The organism is Acinetobacter sp. S4400-12, from assembly GCF_024129495.1.
GTDB classification, from domain to species: domain Bacteria; phylum Pseudomonadota; class Gammaproteobacteria; order Pseudomonadales; family Moraxellaceae; genus Acinetobacter; species Acinetobacter lwoffii_C.
On record NZ_JAMXYB010000024.1, the window covers coordinates 23,703 to 40,909 of the forward strand.

General features: G+C 44.1%; 16 protein-coding genes and 1 pseudogene. 10 read left to right on the forward strand and 7 right to left on the reverse strand.

What is annotated here, in order from left to right:
• The first annotated feature begins 130 nt into the window (after window positions 1–130).
• A complete protein-coding gene (locus tag NI461_RS10085; RefSeq protein WP_151203866.1) occupies window positions 131–1,384 on the forward strand; it encodes a L,D-transpeptidase family protein in 1,254 nt (417 codons plus the stop codon).
• Window positions 1,385–1,460: 76 nt separating this feature from the next.
• Here NI461_RS10085 and NI461_RS10090 read toward each other — a convergent pair whose 3' ends face one another.
• Window positions 1,461–1,958: a hypothetical protein gene (locus tag NI461_RS10090; RefSeq protein WP_174659573.1), complete on the reverse strand. Its 498-nt coding sequence runs from the start codon at window positions 1,956–1,958 to the stop codon at window positions 1,461–1,463.
• Between the two features lie 127 nt (window positions 1,959–2,085).
• Here NI461_RS10090 and NI461_RS10095 point away from each other — a divergent pair, with 127 nt between their 5' ends.
• From NI461_RS10095 to dapC, 5 genes are all read left to right on the forward strand, one after another.
• On the forward strand, window positions 2,086–2,814 hold the full coding sequence (locus NI461_RS10095; RefSeq protein ID WP_174660559.1) for an AzlC family ABC transporter permease: 729 nt from the start codon (window positions 2,086–2,088) through the stop codon (window positions 2,812–2,814).
• Window positions 2,811–3,158 (forward strand): L-valine transporter subunit YgaH, encoded by a 348-nt coding sequence (gene ygaH / locus NI461_RS10100; RefSeq protein ID WP_174659572.1) that lies wholly within the window; start codon window positions 2,811–2,813, stop codon window positions 3,156–3,158. The genes NI461_RS10095 and ygaH overlap by 4 nt, the downstream gene beginning before the upstream one ends.
• A 785-nt stretch (window positions 3,159–3,943) precedes the next feature.
• Entirely contained in the window at window positions 3,944–5,158 is a 1,215-nt protein-coding gene (gene purT, locus NI461_RS10105; RefSeq protein ID WP_171480657.1) for a formate-dependent phosphoribosylglycinamide formyltransferase, read from the forward strand.
• Between the two features lie 26 nt (window positions 5,159–5,184).
• Complete coding sequence (gene glnD / locus NI461_RS10110) at window positions 5,185–7,851, forward strand: [protein-PII] uridylyltransferase (protein WP_174659571.1); 2,667 nt, start codon at window positions 5,185–5,187, stop codon at window positions 7,849–7,851.
• Between the two features lie 22 nt (window positions 7,852–7,873).
• The gene (gene dapC, locus NI461_RS10115) at window positions 7,874–9,043 is read left to right on the forward strand and encodes a succinyldiaminopimelate transaminase (RefSeq protein ID WP_174659570.1); all 1,170 of its coding nucleotides are present in this window, start codon (window positions 7,874–7,876) and stop codon (window positions 9,041–9,043) included.
• Window positions 9,044–9,164: 121 nt separating this feature from the next.
• Here the strand turns inward: dapC and NI461_RS10120 are convergent, their stop codons facing one another.
• Window positions 9,165–9,641, reverse strand: coding sequence for a glutathione peroxidase (locus NI461_RS10120; RefSeq protein WP_174659569.1), 477 nt, complete (start codon window positions 9,639–9,641; stop codon window positions 9,165–9,167).
• The gene (msrB, locus tag NI461_RS10125) at window positions 9,638–10,057 is read right to left on the reverse strand and encodes a peptide-methionine (R)-S-oxide reductase MsrB (protein WP_151206759.1); all 420 of its coding nucleotides are present in this window, start codon (window positions 10,055–10,057) and stop codon (window positions 9,638–9,640) included. Before msrB ends, NI461_RS10120 begins: the two co-directional genes overlap by 4 nt.
• 152 nt (window positions 10,058–10,209) lie before the next feature.
• Here msrB and NI461_RS10130 point away from each other — a divergent pair, with 152 nt between their 5' ends.
• Together NI461_RS10130 and NI461_RS10135 are read left to right on the forward strand one after the other, a co-directional pair.
• Complete coding sequence (locus NI461_RS10130; RefSeq protein ID WP_151204751.1) at window positions 10,210–11,445, forward strand: pyridoxal phosphate-dependent aminotransferase; 1,236 nt, start codon at window positions 10,210–10,212, stop codon at window positions 11,443–11,445.
• 214 nt (window positions 11,446–11,659) lie between these two features.
• Complete coding sequence (locus tag NI461_RS10135; protein WP_174659568.1) at window positions 11,660–12,871, forward strand: YbfB/YjiJ family MFS transporter; 1,212 nt, start codon at window positions 11,660–11,662, stop codon at window positions 12,869–12,871.
• On the opposite strand, the gene NI461_RS10140 is transcribed toward NI461_RS10135, so the two are convergent.
• From NI461_RS10140 to icd, 3 genes are all read right to left on the reverse strand, one after another.
• Window positions 12,850–13,344, reverse strand: a complete 495-nt coding sequence (locus tag NI461_RS10140) for a M23 family metallopeptidase (RefSeq protein WP_227548224.1) — start codon at window positions 13,342–13,344, stop codon at window positions 12,850–12,852. The genes NI461_RS10135 and NI461_RS10140 overlap by 22 nt on opposite strands.
• A gap of 205 nt (window positions 13,345–13,549) precedes the next feature.
• Window positions 13,550–13,678: a hypothetical protein gene (locus NI461_RS14215; protein ID WP_257234961.1), complete on the reverse strand. Its 129-nt coding sequence runs from the start codon at window positions 13,676–13,678 to the stop codon at window positions 13,550–13,552.
• Between the two features lie 300 nt (window positions 13,679–13,978).
• The gene (icd, locus tag NI461_RS10145) at window positions 13,979–15,235 is read right to left on the reverse strand and encodes an NADP-dependent isocitrate dehydrogenase (RefSeq protein ID WP_174659567.1); all 1,257 of its coding nucleotides are present in this window, start codon (window positions 15,233–15,235) and stop codon (window positions 13,979–13,981) included.
• A 320-nt stretch (window positions 15,236–15,555) separates the two neighbouring features.
• Between icd and NI461_RS10150 the strand changes: the two are divergent.
• Together NI461_RS10150 and NI461_RS10155 are read left to right on the forward strand one after the other, a co-directional pair.
• A pseudogene (locus NI461_RS10150) lies at window positions 15,556–16,058 on the forward strand (hypothetical protein).
• Window positions 16,059–16,442: 384 nt separating this feature from the next.
• Complete coding sequence (locus NI461_RS10155) at window positions 16,443–16,619, forward strand: hypothetical protein (RefSeq protein ID WP_174659566.1); 177 nt, start codon at window positions 16,443–16,445, stop codon at window positions 16,617–16,619.
• 307 nt (window positions 16,620–16,926) lie between these two features.
• On the opposite strand, the gene NI461_RS10160 is transcribed toward NI461_RS10155, so the two are convergent.
• Window positions 16,927–17,124, reverse strand: coding sequence for a glycerophosphodiester phosphodiesterase family protein (locus NI461_RS10160; RefSeq protein WP_253157182.1), 198 nt, complete (start codon window positions 17,122–17,124; stop codon window positions 16,927–16,929).
• Window positions 17,125–17,207: the final 83 nt, after the last annotated feature.

The following is a 17,207-nucleotide window of genomic DNA, read 5'->3' on the forward strand; positions in this document are numbered from 1 at the left end:
TTTAAAAACCGATCATGAGAAATGGCAAGGGATAGATTTACACAAAAGAACTACTGCATCTACACATTTTTTCTGTAATACTTACAGTGTTTTTTCACATAGTTAAAGAAGTAAATTAAGGTTGAGTTACATGTTCGTTCGCACAATGCTCGCTGTGAGTCTAGGTTGCATTTTCGCAGGTACTGTTTTCGCTGCGTCTACTGCTGAACAACCATTGAACCCGCAAATGGCCACTGATGTTTCAGTGCAAGACCCTATTGATCCTCTGGCACTTGAGTCCTCGGCGGCACAAGCTCCTGCAACCCGCCAGACGACCAATGCCCCAACAGAAGAAGCTCAAATTACAGCACAAGAAAAAAAAGAGCTGGATCAAGCATCTGCAGCTTTAAATACCTTGCAGAATACTGAAGACCAAAATGCCGATAGCGGCGTTGCACCTGCAGCTGCCAGTAAAAATGCCAGTTCGGTAGCAACTAAAGCGTCGTGGACCCTAGATGGTCTCAATAACGCCACCTGGTATGAAAATATTGGTGCGGGTCAGTTCCCGGTATATGCACGTGCGCATGTCATGTTGAATAATGCTCATGCTTCACCAGGTGCAATTGATGGAACCAGCGGTAAAAACACCCTGAAAGCTATCGCGTCTTTTCAGCAAATGAACGGCATTAAGCCTACAGGTGTACTGACCAAAGAAACCTGGGATAAACTGATTGAACGTCAAGGTTCCAAGCCTGCTTTTGTTGAATACACTATCACTGAAAAAGATCTGGCGGGTCCTTTTGTCAAGTCTATTCCTTCCAATTACGCTGAACAGGCAAAAATGAAAGGCTTGTATTACACCAGCTCGCTAGAAATGCTTAGTGAAAAGTTCCATATGGATCAAAACTTCATGCAGAAGTTAAACCCGAATGCGAACTTTAACAAAGTCGGCCAAAAAATTCTGGTAACAAATGTACGTAATGAACTTCCAGAAGGTATTCATTTGATCGTGGCGCATAAAGGTGCAAAACAGCTGTACTTATTTAACAGTAAAAATCAAATGATTGGTTCATTCCCTGCCAGTATCGGGAACACCAGCACCCCTTCACCAACGGGTACATACAAAATTACTGGTGTTGCGCCAAACCCTTGGTATAGCTACTCACCGTCAAACTTTATTCAGGGTAAAAACTTAAAGCCGCTGTCTTTACCACCAGGTCCAAACGGTCCGGTAGGGAATATCTGGATTGGCTTGAATAAAAAATCATTTGGTATTCACGGTACACCGAATCCTTCTCTGATTTCCAAATCTTATTCACACGGTTGTATCCGCCTAACCAACTGGGATGCTAATGACCTGGGTAAAAAAGTAAAGTCTGGTGTGACTGTTAAGTTCCTTGAATAATCTTTGAATATTCAAACAAAAAGCCAGTCGTGAAGACTGGCTTTTTGTTTGAGAATCTAAATTGATAATTGGTTTTTTATTGCATCTCGGCAATTGCGGTACCCTTTTGCTTAGGGTCAGTATTTCCTAAGGCCGGATTGGCAATTGCATTTTCACACTGCTTTTTGTCCCGTCCATAATCTGCCTGCTTTTGAGCCACACTACTCCCATTTTCCAGGGTAGTGCGTGCCCAGATTTCCAGACTGGTTAAGGCCTTACGGCATAATGCGTATTTACCTTCAGTCACCGAGTCGGTCATTTTGACATTAATCCGCCAGTCGGTGCTGAGCTTACGGGCAGGTTCACGTACCTGTTTTTCCAGTTGATCAAGCTGTCTGTTATACACCAGAGGGTCGACTTCATTGATCAGTTTCCAGGCCGCATTGGCATAGGTCGTAGCATCATTTGTCAGCTTTGGTGCAGGTTTAATCTGAGCTTGTTCAGGCGACTGGTGGTCATTTCCACAAGCTTGCAGCAACAATACACTGCTTATTAAAGAAACAGTCAGCAGTGCACGTGTCTTAAACATCAGCATATCAGGCTCGCCTTTTTAAAAAAATTCGGCACTATGCTAGTAAATTCGCGTACAATACACAATCTTCATTTGACCTCTTGTTCAACTCTCCTGCAGGTGTTTCGTGACAGAGCACAATCCATCCGCAATGCAGCCTGCCGGATTCTGGCAAGGTGCAAAAGACAGCCAGGCGATTATCTTCACCTATCTGCCGGTGTCGTTTGCTTTCGGTGTTTCAGCGACTCAATTCGGCTTTACGGCCTGGGAAGCCCTGTTCCTGTCCTGTTCGATGTATGCTGGTGCCAGTCAGTTTCTGGTGGTTGCGTTACTCGGCAGCGGTACTTCCATCTGGATGACGGCGCTGACTGTCATTGCTTTAGACATTCGTCACTTGTTGTATGGCCCTGCCCTGCAAAACCTGATTCAGGATCGTCTGAACCTGAAAAAAACAGCTGTCTGGTCTTGGGGTCTGACCGATGAAGTCTTTGCTTCTGGCATGATCAAACTATCACAGCGGCGTCAGGAATGGTCTGAATCCTGGATGCTTGGCCTCAGTCTGTTCAGCTGGCTATCATGGGCATTGGGTTCTTTTCTGGGTGGTTTATTTGCCGATCAGGTCAGTAATTTACTGCAATTTTTGCAAGCAGCACTGGACTTCTTGCTCCCTGCCTTATTCCTGAGTTTTCTGCTGGCAGCCTTTGAGAAGAAACATAGCTTTGTCGTGGCAGTTACCATTATTGTCTCGGCTGTTGCCTGCTATCTTATTGACCTGTCCGCAGCCATTTTTATCGGTATCAGTTCCGGTATTTTTGCTGGCCTGTTCAAGCATTATGTTTTACAGAGACCTGATCCTGAACATACAGGAGACCCTCGATGAATCTCGAAATTATTCTGGTCGGAATTCTGGTGGGGATTGCCAATTTTGCTTCCCGCTTTGGGCCATTTTTTGTTATTCAAAAATTTCAGCAAGGCTCACAAAAACGTGGTGCCTTATGGTTAAAAATTGCCTTGGGTTCCATTGGAATTGCTGCAATTAGTTCGATGCTGGTCGTTGCAACCTTGCCCCCCCTTTTAGAAACGCCCAATAAAAGTTTCGCCATGCTGATAGGCTTCATGGTGCTGAGTAGTCTGTATTTTAAATTTAAGAAAATTGTCATGGCGACCTTGATTGCCGCTTTAACCTACGGTCTGGTTTATACCTATGTTCCGGTGTCTTTTTAATTTTTTATTCAATAATCCAAGCACATAAAGCCTTATGCTATTAATAGCATAAGGCTTTATAAGTCAGAAGAAAAACATGAAAATCATTGTGCAGAGCATGAAAAGTCTTTATTCATCTTAAGCAGGATGACACTCTACCTATTTTCAAAACAAATTCCCGAGCAGTTATTTTGAGTGTGTCATCAATGCACAAAATTTTAGTGGCCATTTCACTGAAGTTCATTACCATGCTGCCGATCTGATTCCTATCATTTATCTTCAAAAACATGATCAAAATAAAATCATTGCCATGCTGACTTAAACCCAGCTGGTTCTACACTTATGTCCTAAAAATAATTATTAGTCTTTGGAGTCTAATTTCCTCCACTCTTCCCACTATACATTCAAAATACTCTGACTTTTTCTTGCTGATGAAAGGAAATTTCACTCAATTGCTTAATGATGCAATGTTTTTTACAGGTGTCGAAAGCGGCTTAGCTCTCCTCTTTATCGCTCTACCGCTAGGCCGTTTGTATTATTTTCGGCGCATGCAGACTTTAAAAACGTGTACTGCTTGGTCTTCAGCCCAATCAAATCCTCTAAGTGGAAAAACCCATCCTCAAAGCTGTATTTATCCCCTGCAAAATTTCCCCAACAGCCAACCGAAACCTGCGCCCACATCAACATAATAAAATGATCAGAACCTTATGAATAAAGCTGCTGGGCAATATCATAATTTTATGTGAATCAAGGGTTATCTGAACACGCAGTTCTGCTATGCTAAAAGCCCATAAAATCAAGCATGGATAATACACATGAACGTGACGATTGGTACTCCACTACAGGCTTCAGCGTATAAAGTTCTTTTACTGGGTTCAGGAGAACTCGGCAAGGAAGTGGTTATTTCACTCCAACGTTTGGGTGTTGAAGTCCATGCGGCTGACCGTTATGCGGACGCGCCTGCCATGCAGGTGGCCCACTATTCCCATACGCTCAATATGGCAAATGCCACAGAACTCAGACAGTTGATTCAGCAAGTTCAGCCTCATCTGATTGTTCCGGAAATTGAAGCGATTGCCACCGAAGTTCTGCTAGAAATTGAAGAACAGAAAATTGCAACGGTGATTCCTTCTGCTAAAGCGGTGAATCTGACCATGAACCGTGAAGGTATTCGCCGTCTGGCCGCCGAAGAACTGGGCCTGCCGACCTCCGCTTATCGTTTTGCAGATACCCTAGAATCGTTCCGTGCTGCCTGTGATGACATTGGTTATCCAAACTTTGTGAAACCGGTGATGTCATCTTCAGGCAAAGGTCAGTCCCGCGTAAAAAGCTTTGCAGAAGTAGATGCTGCCTGGGACCATGCACAGACTGGTGGCCGGATCAATCATGGTAAAGTGATTGTTGAGTCGCAGATTGATTTTGATTTTGAAATTACTTTGCTGACAGTACGTGCAAAAAATCCGCAAACCGGTGTAATCGAAACATCCTATTGTGATCCAATCGGGCACCGTCAGGATTCAGGCGATTATGTGGAAAGCTGGCAACCTCAGCCGATGACCCCGGCTGCACTGGAAGAGTCGCAACGCATTGCCCATAAAGTCACAACAGCACTCGGTGGCTGCGGGATTTTCGGTGTGGAACTCTTTATTAAAGGTGACAAAGTATGGTTTAGTGAAGTTTCACCGCGCCCGCATGATACTGGTCTGGTCACCTTAGCTTCACAATTCCAGAGCGAGTTTGAACTGCATGCCCGTGCGATTCTTGGCCTGCCTGTCAACACCGAACGTCATAGCATTGCAGCCAGTGCCGTGATTTATGCAGGTGTAGATGACCATAATCTTTCATTTTCTGGCTTAAATCTTGCTTTAGCAAATCCGAATACGGATGTGCGCCTGTTCGGCAAACCTGAGGGCTTTAAGCGTCGTCGTATGGGTGTGGCGACTGCACGCGCAGAAACCATTGACCAGGCACGCGAACTGGCCCAGCAGACTGCCGACCAAATTAGCGTTCATCAAAATTAAGCTGAAATACTAACGGATCCCTGTTCATGATCAATACCTTACCTTTGCTGAATTATATTCAAAGCAACCATGACATTCAGGCCATTAACCAGTGGCGTAGCGATGTTGAAAATCAGCTGCAGGAATGTTTTGAAAATGGACAGTCGATTCGTGACATCATTCTGGCGCGCTCCAACCTGATTGATGAAGCCTTGCAGTTCCTCTGGAAACATGCCGCGCTGGATCAGACGGAGCTCAGCCTGTTTGCTGTAGGTGGTTATGGCCGCCGCGAAATGCTGCCTTATTCCGATGTCGACATCATGATCCTGTCCGAAAATAAGATTGTTCCTGAACAGGAACAGCGTATTTCGACCTTTATTTCCTCTCTTTGGGATGTGGGTAATTTCAAGCCCGGCATCAGTGTCCGTACGATTAATGAATGTGTGACTCAGGCAAGCAGTGACTTAACAGTGGCCACCTCCCTGATTGAAGCTCGTCTGATTATTGGCAATGAAAACCTGTCTAAATGGCCTCGGCGGATTGTTTCACAGACCTGGACGGATAAGACCTTCTTTGATGCCAAGGTCAATGAACAGCATAAGCGCTATGCTCAGCACAATGACACCGAAAGCAATCTGGAACCAGACATCAAAAATGCCCCAGGCGGCATCCGGGATATTAACCAGATTGGCTGGATTGCCAAACGACATTTTCGGGTCAACCGTATTTATGACTTGGTGCATCTGGGTTTTATTTCAGAATTTGAACTGGCCGTACTTGAAGAGGCAGAAAGCTTTCTCTGGGAAATCCGCCATCATTTGCACCGTCTGACCAAGCGTGATGAAAACCGCCTGCTGTTTGATTATCAGCGGGAAATTGCGGCCAAATTCGGTTATGTACGCGAAGAAGGCCATCATCAGAATTATCCGATTGAACAGTTCATGAAGCGCTATTATCGCAGCGCACAACAGGTATCTACCCTGAATGAAATGTTGCTGGCTTACTTTAGTGAATCGGTGATTACGCCACGTTTACCGCAGTATGAACGTCAAATTGAAGAAATTAACGAAAACTTCAAGCTGGTCGATGGCAAGCTTGCCGTTCAGCATCACAAAGTTTTTTCAGAAAATCCCAGCGCTATCTTGGAAATTTTTTATTTACTGGCCAACCGCCCGGAAATTGAAGGTATCCGTGCCCGCACATTGCGTCTGCTGACGCTGGCAGCGAAACGGATTGACCAGAGTTTTCGCGATAATCCAATTCATCAGGCACTTTTCATGGCAATTATCCGCTCGCCATATCGCCTGTATGACACTCTAGTGACGATGAAGCGTTATGGCGTACTGGGCAATTATATTCCAGCCTTTGGCCAGATTACCGGCCTGATGCAATATGACCTATTCCATATTTACACCGTGGATGCTCATACTCTGCTCTTACTGCGTAATCTGAACCGCTTTAAGGAACCCGGTTTTGCCAAAGATTTTCCAGTGGTCAGCTCTGTGTTCCAGCGTCTCAGCCGCCGCGATATTGTCTATCTGGCTGCTATTTTTCATGATATTGCCAAAGGACGTGGCGGTGACCATAGCGAACTCGGAGCAGCTGATGCCATCAAGTTCTGCCGGACGCATGGCTTTACCGAACGCGAATGTAATCTGGTTGCCTGGCTGATTCAAAACCATCTGCTCATGTCAGTTACTGCACAGAAAAAAGACATTTCTGACCCGGATATAGTACGGGAATTTGCAGAAAAAATGGGAGATATGGAACATCTGGATTATCTATATACCCTCACCGTCGCCGATATCAATGCAACCAATCCAAAACTCTGGAATACCTGGCGTGCCTCTTTGATGCGTCAGCTATACACCCATGCCCGTGATGTCATTCGGTCCGGTCTGGGCCGCCCGGTCGACTATAGAATGCTGATTGAAGATACCAAGTTTGCAGCCAGTGAACTCTTGGTTAATGATTTCTCACTCTACGATGTAGAAACCGTCTGGCAGGAGCTGGGTGATGATTATTTCCTGAAAGAATCAGCCGATGAGATTGCCTGGCACACACGCGCCATTTTGGAGCATGGGGACAATCCTGCACCTTTGGTATTAATGCGCGCGCACCGCAAATATGCACAAGATGCAGTCCAGATCTTCATTTATACCCAAGACAAGCCGAACCTGTTTGCCACCACTGTGGCTATTTTGGACCGCATGAATCTGGATGTGCAGGATGCCCGGATTATTACTGCGACCAAAGCCTTTAGTCTGGATACCTATGTGGTGCTGGACCGTTTTGGCACTCTACTCACTGATCCAGAACGTGAAGCAACTGTCATTGACGCCCTGAAAGAGGCCTTGAGCCATTCAGATGAATATCCGGGCCTGATGCAGCGTCGTATTCCTCGCCAGTTACGCCATTTTGATATTGAAAATACGGTCGATATTACTTTAAACCCGGCCTTAAATCAGAATATGGTTGAAATTGCGACGCTGGATCAGCCGGGTCTGCTGGCCAAGATTGGCGGCCTGTTTATGATGCGTGGCCTGGATATTCACTCTGCCAAGATTGCCACCCTAGGCGAACGTGCTGAAGATATTTTCTTCGTCACCAAAAAGGATGGAATTCCGATGACTCAGGCTGAGTCGCTTAGCTTTGCAACTGCGCTCAAAGCGGCTTTGGATGAGGCGTCTCATCAGGTCAATGCTCAACACTAACCCTTTACTCGGGAATATACGCATGAACTCCAGCTTGTCTTTATTACATCCTTATCCCTTTGAAAAGTTAAACCAGCTTTTTGCCGGCATTCAGCCCGCGGATCTGCCTCTGATTCCTCTGTCTATTGGCGAACCCAAACATCCTGCACCTGAGTTTGTAAAACAAGCAATTATTGATAATTTACAGCACCTTTCGACTTATCCAAATAGCAAGGGTCTACCCGAGTTACGTATCAGTATTGCCAATTGGCTGAGCCGACGTTTCAAGCTGAATACAGTCAGCGCTGAAAGCCATATTTTGCCAGTTTCAGGCACCCGTGAAGCAATTTTTTCCTTTGTTCAAGCACTCATTAACCGGGAAGATGCCCCTTATGTGGTCATGCCCAATCCCTTCTACCAGATTTATGAAGGGGCGACCTTATTGGCAGGTGCCCAGCCTTATTTCATTAACTGTACCGAAGAAAATGACTACTTGGGTGATTTTGATGCTGTGCCGGCCGCAGTCTGGGAAAAAACTGCCCTACTCTTTGTCTGTACGCCTGGCAATCCGACAGGTGCGGTACTGTCCAAAGAACAGTTTAAAAAGCTGATTGCCCTTTCAGATCAATACGGTTTCGTAATTGCCTCAGATGAATGTTATTCCGAACTCTGGTTTGACGAAGCCCCGACCGGCTTATTGAAAGTTTGTGCTGAAATTGGCCGTGATGATTATAAAAACTGTGTGGTCTTCCATTCGCTGTCTAAGCGTTCCAATCTGCCCGGGATACGTTCAGGCTTTATTGCAGGTGATGCGGCATTACTACACTCCTATTTACAGTACCGGACCTACCACGGCGCAGCCATGCCGGTCCAGCATCAACTGGCTTCTATTGCAGCCTGGAATGATGAAACCCATGTGGAAGAAAACCGCATACAGTACCGAGCCAAGTTTGACCTGTTCCAAAACGAGCTAGGCACTTTATTGCCCCTCAAAAAACCAGATGCCGGTTTTTACTACTGGCTAAAAGTCGATCATGACGAAGAATTTGCTAAAACTCTGATGAAAAAAGTCCATATCAAGGTGCTGCCGGGCCGTTATCTGTCGCGTGAAACTCCAGCGGGCAATCCGGGTGAAAATCATGTACGTTTGGCTCTGGTTGCTGACCTTGCCCAGTGTGAACAGGTGGTGCAGCGTTTAAAAATGATTCTCTGATTGTAGTGCCTCAATCAAAATAAAACCCACTTGCCAGAAGTGGGTTTTTTCATGAAGGTTTATTTTAGTTTAGATATTTGTAGTCAGAATCCCTACGCCTTAGCTTTCGATTTCACTTCAATCACAACGCCTTTTGAATCTCTTCTTCCAGATCTTCCGGCTTGGTCGTGGGTGCAAAACGGTTCAATACTTTGCCATCACGCCCTATCAGAAATTTAGTGAAGTTCCATTTAATGCCATTGCCCAGAATGCCTTTAGAATTATTGGTCAGATAACGGAAAATCGCATGAGCTTCCGGACCTTTTACATCGACTTTGGAAAACATCGGAAAAGATACTCCGTAATTCTTCTGGCAGAATGTACCGATCTGCTCATTCGTACCCGGGTCCTGGCCGCCGAACTGGTTACACGGAAAACCCAATACTTCCAGCCCTTGTTCCTTATATTTCTGGTACAGTTTTTCTAATCCGGCGAATTGCGGGGTAAAACCGCATTTACTTGCAGTATTCACGATTAAGAGAACTTTACCTTCATAATCTGCAAGGCTTTTATTTTTTCCATCTAACAATTCAGCTTCAAGCTGATAGATGCTGGTCATGGATAGGTTTCCTCATCATTTTTTTCTTGTGTTTTTAAGTCTAAAGAGGCTGAGTTTACACAATAGCGTAAACCTGTCGGTTCTGGGCCATCTGGAAAAACATGCCCTAAATGTGCGTCACAATGATGACAGGCAATTTCAGTTCTGATCATGCCATGCGAATGATCTGATATTTCTTCAATGGCCGAGTTATTTACCGGACGAAAGAAACTTGGCCAACCAGAGCCGCTGTCATATTTTGTCTCTGAAGAAAAGAGCGGCGTTCCGCAGCAACGGCAGACATACACGCCATCCTGTTTGGTATTCCAGTACTTCCCGGTAAATGCCGGCTCGGTTCCTTTCTCGCGAGTAATGCGAAACTCTTCTGGTGATAACTCTCTTTGCCATTCCCGGTCGGTTTTATTGAGTTTTCCCATCACTAACTCCTTTAAATCTTTGACATTCAGTGTCATGCTTCAGTACTTCCATATTTACGCTAGAGATGAAAAAAATTCTAGCGAAATTTCAGCATAGATTGTGACATTTGCGTAATCTATAGTTTTAAACTCTAAATTAATTGGATGGAATTATGTCCGGCATTGCTAACACAACCCCTCGCGAAATCAAAAAATCATCTAAGCTCGAGCATGTTTGCTACGACATTCGCGGACCTGTGTTACGAGCGGCCAATGAAATGGAAGAAGCCGGACATAAAATTATCAAGTTAAATATTGGCAACCCCGCCCCCTTTGGCTTTGAAGCGCCTCAGGAAATTATTAATGATGTTGCGCTCAATCTGCCAAATGCAGTCGGTTATACCGACTCTAAAGGGATTTTCCCGGCACGTAAGGCCATTTGCCAGTATTATCAGCAGAAAGGCATTCTGGATATGCACGTTAATGACGTGTATGTCGGTAATGGTGTTTCCGAGCTGATTGTAATGGCCATGCAAGGCCTGCTGGATGATGGCGATGAAATGCTGATTCCGATGCCGGATTATCCGCTCTGGACTGCGGCAGTCAATCTGTCTGGCGGTACAGCCATCCATTATAAATGTGATGAAGAAAATCACTGGTATCCGGATATTGCGGATATGGAAAGTAAAATCACGCCAAATACCCGTGGTATCGTGATTATTAACCCGAATAACCCGACCGGTTCAGTTTATCCGCGCCATGTGCTGCAACAAATTGTCGATCTGGCTAAAAAATATGACCTGATCCTGTTTGCTGACGAAATTTACGACAAAATCATTTATGACGGGATTGAGCATGTTTCTGTCGCTGCTCTGGCCGGTGACCAGCTATGTATCTCGTTTAACGGTTTATCCAAGGCCTACCGTATTGCAGGTTACCGTTCTGGCTGGATGGCAATCACGGGCGACAGATCACGTGCCATGGATTATATCGAAGGTCTGGACATGCTGGCCTCAATGCGTCTTTGTGCCAACCATCAGGCACAATATGCAATTCAAACGGCGCTCGGCGGCTATCAATCAATTAATGACCTGATCCGTCCAGGCGGACGTTTATATGAGCAGCGCAATATTGCCTGGGAAATGCTGAACGAGATTCCAGGTATCTCCTGTGTCAAACCTGAAGGTGCAATGTACTGCTTCCCGAAACTTGATCCAAATGTCTACCCAGTCGAAGATGATGAAAAACTGATGCTTGATCTGCTACGTGCCGAGAAAGTTTTACTGGTTCAAGGTACGGGCTTTAACTGGCCAACCCCAGATCATTTCCGGGTCGTCTTCCTGCCAGCTGAAAATGAACTGCGTGAAGCCATCACCCGCTTGGGCCGTTTCTTCGCAAAAATGCGTTAATTTTCCAGAGCCCAATAAAAAAACCGCATATATCTATGTGGTTTTTTTATATCTGCAGCAAATTTCCAGTGTGTACCGTGGCTGAACTCTTTAAAACTGGCCTCTCTAGAGGCCATTTACTGAACCCATGGGTTCCTTAAACGGTGATTTTTGCCACAAACCCGACTATTCATGCTATTTTTTAATCAAATATTATAATTTGATGAGCACATGGATGTCCTCAAATACAATCAAACTCAGTCTGTTTCTCTGCCTGAGCATGTGCCTCGGCATTGGTATCCTGCGCTTTTCTTATACGGCACTTTTGCCTGGCACCCGAGAAGCATTTGCCTGGACGACAAATTTTGCCAGCCTGCTGGGCAGTGCCAATTTGCTCGGTTACCTGATCGGGGCGTTTACAGCCATGCGGCTGCCGCAAGACCGGAGCATGGCTCATTATATTCAAATGGCAGCCATTGCAGGCGTGTTCAGTTTACTATGCTGTGCTTTTTCAGGATTTTCCGAGATTTGGTATATCTCTTGGCGTGTCATTTCCGGAATCAGTGGTGGACTCTTGATGATCTTATCGCCGAGTGTGGTGGCGCAGTGTTGCGACCTTCAGGATCGGCTGAAAATCAACTTTATTGGATTTAGCGGAATTGGCCTAGGTGTGCTAGTCGCCACCCTGTTCCTGCCTTATCTGGATCAGATGTCTATCCAGACTGCCTGGCTCATCTTATGCGGTTTTGCCTTGTTTATTTGTTTATGTTTAAGTTTATTGCTCCAACAGTTTAAACCCTATTTGTCCACACAAGCAGCCACCAATTTACCCAAAAATTCTCTAAATTCAGTTTTTTATAGCTTATTGACCGTTTACGCCTGTAGTGCGTTTGCCTATATTCCGCATTCACTTTTCTGGGTTGATTACTTAAGCCATCAGCTCGAACTCAGTTTATTCTGGATTAACTTTAACTGGATTTTATATGGCCTAGGAAGTGCATTAGGTGCCTTAACGGCCTATGCACTGGCGAGAAAATTCGGTAACTTTAGCGCCCTGAAAATTCTTTACAGCTTGTATATTGTCGCTATATTACTGGCAACAGCAAAACAGAGTTCTCTACTCACTTTCGGCTCTTCTTTTTTTACCGGCCTGCTTAACCCGGCGGTGGTGTTTTTGACTTCTTATACCATTTTACAGCTGTACGGACTGGCTTATAAAAAGCTCTGGAGTATCGCCACCCTATGTTTTGCTGCTGTTCAACTGATTGGTGGCCTTAGTTTTAGTGCTTTGCAATATTTAGGCTTAAGCTATTATCAGCAATTTGTATTGGCTGCGTGTGTGCTTTTGTTGGGAGCACTACAATTATTCTGGTGCACACGCCCCGCCCGATTCAAGCCTCATGAATCCACCCGCTCTCTTGCTGCTCAGGAGGAAGGTAGCAAATAGGGATAGGGATTAGTGGCGCCTTGCTTGCTAAAGTAAATACCATAATGCAAATGCGGTGGAGTGTTTTTGGCATTGCCCGTATTCCCCACATAAGCAATGACTTCTCCGGCTTCCACCCAGTCACCCTCCTGAATGTGTGCAGCATAATCTTCCAGATGGGCATAATAATGCTGGCTTAAATTCGGCCCAGTTATCCAGATGACTTTTCCACCCAATGAATTGGTTCCCACACGGCGAACAATCCCTTGGGTTGTACTCAGCACAGCTGTTCCACGTCTGGCAAAAATATCAATTCCCTGGTGTTTACGTCCTTCACTGCGCGCAGCACCCCAGGTATCTTGAATCTGGCCGGGTTGAATGCCTTGTACCGGCATGGTCAGCGGTCCGACCAGTTCCGCTTTCTGCAACTGCCAATAGAGATAAGGCGTCTTCCAGCTTCCAGCCTCACCTGAAGGGGGTGGCTGACAGGCCATTAAAAGCACCGCCAAACTGAATAGCATAATAATGGTTTTTATAATTTTCACTCCTACTTATATACCAAGTTTTCCGTTTCCCCTCTTAAGTAAAAATCTCAATATATTCGGGTCTGTTATTTTGAGTGATGATTCTTATAAGCAAAAGACTAAAACAAAGCCCTCACAAGAGGGCTTTGTTGTTTAAATGAGGGTTGAGAGAAATCTATTTACGCTTTTTCGCACGAGATGGCTTGGAAGGTTGTTGCTGTTGCTGTTGTTGCTCGTCATTCTGAATATTATCTTTTTTGTCCTTTTGCTGGACTTGACGATGTTTAGCCTTGGTTTTTGCCATAAGTTACACTCCTTTGGAGAAGATCTCTATCACTGGAAGTTCATTCATCACTCTAACGTTTATATGAAATAAGCCAATCACCAAGCTGTATCTAAACACGTCAATGTAAAATGACTTCCATTAAACGCTTGAAATTATGTGGGTACTTTTTTAGTTTTTTACAAATTTTACATAAAACTTCATGCTGATACCTGTTTTAACTTTTGTTTGTTTTTTAAACCCAATTTACTTAAGTCTCCCAGTTTCTTTTTATAAAAAACCCGCATTAAATACGGGCTTTGCAGGACAGTACACCGCGCCCTATTCATCCATATTGTCAATAATGGCATCACCAAATTCGGAACAGCGCAATAAGGTAGCATCTGGCATGAGGCGTTCAAAATCATAGGTCACAGTTTTATCGGCAATCGCACCAGAAACCCCCTTGATGATCAGATCGGCTGCCTCAGTCCAGCCCATATCACGGAGCATCATTTCGGCGGAAAGAATGATTGAACCCGGGTTCACCTTATCCTGTCCGGCATATTTAGGTGCTGTACCATGCGTGGCTTCATAGACCGCAATCGAACCGCCAATATTGGCACCTGGAGCAATACCGATACCACCCACCTCGGCTGCAAGCGCATCGGAAATATAGTCCCCATTCAGGTTCAGGGTCGCAATTACAGAATAATCAGCAGGACGCATCAGAATCTGCTGCAGGAAAGCATCTGCAATCACATCTTTAATAATAATGTCTTTACCTGTTTTAGGATTTTTAATTTTTACCCATGGGCCGCCGTCGAGCAGTTCACCGCCAAAGCGCTCTAGCGCGACTTCATAGCCCCAATCCTTAAACGCCCCTTCGGTATATTTCATGATATTGCCTTTGTGCACCAGCGTTACACTTGGCTTGTTATTGTCAATTGCAAACTGGATGGCCTTACGTACCAGACGCTGCGTCCCCTCTTTAGATACCGGTTTAATGCCAATTCCGCAATTTTCCTCAAAGCGGATTTTGGTCACGCCCATTTCTTCTTTTAAAAACTTGATGACTTTTTTAGCTTCTGGTGAGTCCGCCTTCCATTCAATACCCGCATAAATATCTTCGGAGTTTTCCCGGAAAATAACCATATCGGTCAATTCAGGATTTTGTACAGGACAAGGTACGCCTTCAAACCAGCGTACCGGGCGCACACAGACATACAGGTCTAATTCCTGACGCAATGCAACATTCAAGGAGCGAATCCCACCACCCACAGGGGTAGTCAGCGGGCCTTTGATGGAGATTACATAATCACGTAGCGCTTCAAAGGTTTCTTCCGGCATATAGATGCCATAAATCTTGTTGGCCTTTTCACCGCAATAAACCTCCATCCACTCAATGGAACGCTTACCTCGATAAGCTTTTAAAATGGCAGCATCTACCACTTTTTGCATGGTCGGGGTAATATCTACACCAATACCGTCACCCTCAATAAAAGGAATGATAGGATTGTTGGGTACATTTAATGAGAGATCTGCATTGACGGTTATTTTATTCCCATCCGCAGGCACCACGATTTTTTGATAACCCATTGTACAAGCTCTCCCTTTGTAGCTGGCGAATTTAAAAATATTTGCCAAATAGACAATACGTTCAACTTTTCTTCACGCATCATATTCTAATCGTATTTTAAACTGTTCGAGATTTATACGGGCAATAGCCACATTTCCCGGTTAAATAAAACGCAACGTTTTGCAGTTTTATGTAATTACAGAAGCCATTTCCTATGAAAATCTTCATTCTCAACAACTCTATATCAGATTCTGTCTTAATCGATATTAGTCTGTGAGAACCGCCTGGCTTTGTTACATACCGCTGCTCTTAAAGGCCTCTTCAACACGATCATTTCACAATCAAGAAGCCAGTATCTACAATCTATCGCACCACCCATTGCTCTTCTTATAACCAAGCTTTAATTGAGCCAGGCAATCTCTCCATCTGGTTTGATCCTAAGACTCAAGGATATGGCCCAGCCATAAGGTAAACACGGGCAAATCCAACTTATGCTGACACAGTGCTTCAATGCTGTAGACAATTGATTCAGATCGTTCAGCACATGCCATGATTCCTCCAAGAAAAAATGTAAAGCCTTAGAAAGACAAAAAATTGGATCTTGAGAGAGAAATGAATTATTGAAAATCATCAAACGTCCAGGAAGAGCGATTGGGAAAATAGTTTGAGTCTCATCACCGCAGCTTGGTCGAAACTAAGCTGCATTGCATCCAACTATTGAGCGATAAATTAAGGGCTAGAAACTTTCCTGGTCAGGTGGATAAAATTCACACACGTTTAGCAGTTCTCAACAGATTCACAGAATTAGGTCAACCTCATACCCATATTGTGTCTTGGATTTGAATTGTTTGGGGTAACTCTGACTTCTAAATCTTTATGCAACAAAGCCAGTTTTAATTTTACCGAATACTCACAATTTTGAAATTGCCCATTAATCCTTATCCGCTGCCGATAAAAAAATCCCCCACCAATAATGCATATTTAGCAGGGTTTTGTATGCTGTAATCTGTCTGACGAAAAATATAAAACTATACGACTAATACCGAAGATCCGTCTTCGGATTTTCCAGATGAGTTCACTTAAATTATTAGATTTGACGACTGGATAGAATTTTGTGTTACTTTTCATTTGGTTTTCTTACAGAACCAAGACAAACAATAACACCCTCCAAGTAATTTCTTCATTAAGGTTTAGTCTTATTTTTTTGTCTAATGTAAGAGTAAATACATGAATAATTTATCTAAAATCGCTTTAGCTACTTTAATTTCTGCTAACTGTGCAATTGCTGTTGCTGCTGAAGCTCAACCTACTGAAGCTCCTGCATCAGAAGTCGCGACTCAAGAAGCTAGCGCTTCTGAAGCTACAACCAACGAAAGTGCTGCAACTCAAGAAGCAACAAAATAATTTTAATCCAGGTCTGCACAAACCTAAAGAACCCACATATTTAGTGGGTTTTTTTATTTTATCCAAAACACTTTGGCATAGACCTAAGCAGAGCAAATTACAGGTTTGCACAGCGCCATACTTTCTGCGAATTATTAAATGTCTCTCAAATAATCCCGACACACTTTAATTTTTTCATCATTAACTGTGGACTCAATTTCAGGCATACTATGCAAGCCAAATAGGCAAAACCAGAATTAATAGCTTTATTGAAACTGATTCTATAAAACCTCCCGCAGGAGGTTTTAAAAATAATGAATGCTGCAGCTTATTTTTTATAAATCGGATCAGGTAAATCCATTCTATTTTCAGACATTGCTTTTCTGGCTACATCTGGCAAATCGGTAATAACACCATCCACACCAATACCGATCAAATGATTTATAGTTTCAATATCAGATACAGTCCACGGAATAACTTTTAAATTATTTTGATGTGCTTTTTCCACCATTTCTTTAGTAAGCATCCGCTGAACGCCATCGCCAAGTTTTAACGGGGTTCAGGTTTCCAGCGGTGAGGTAGTAATTCTTCTATTTGGGGCACTTTATG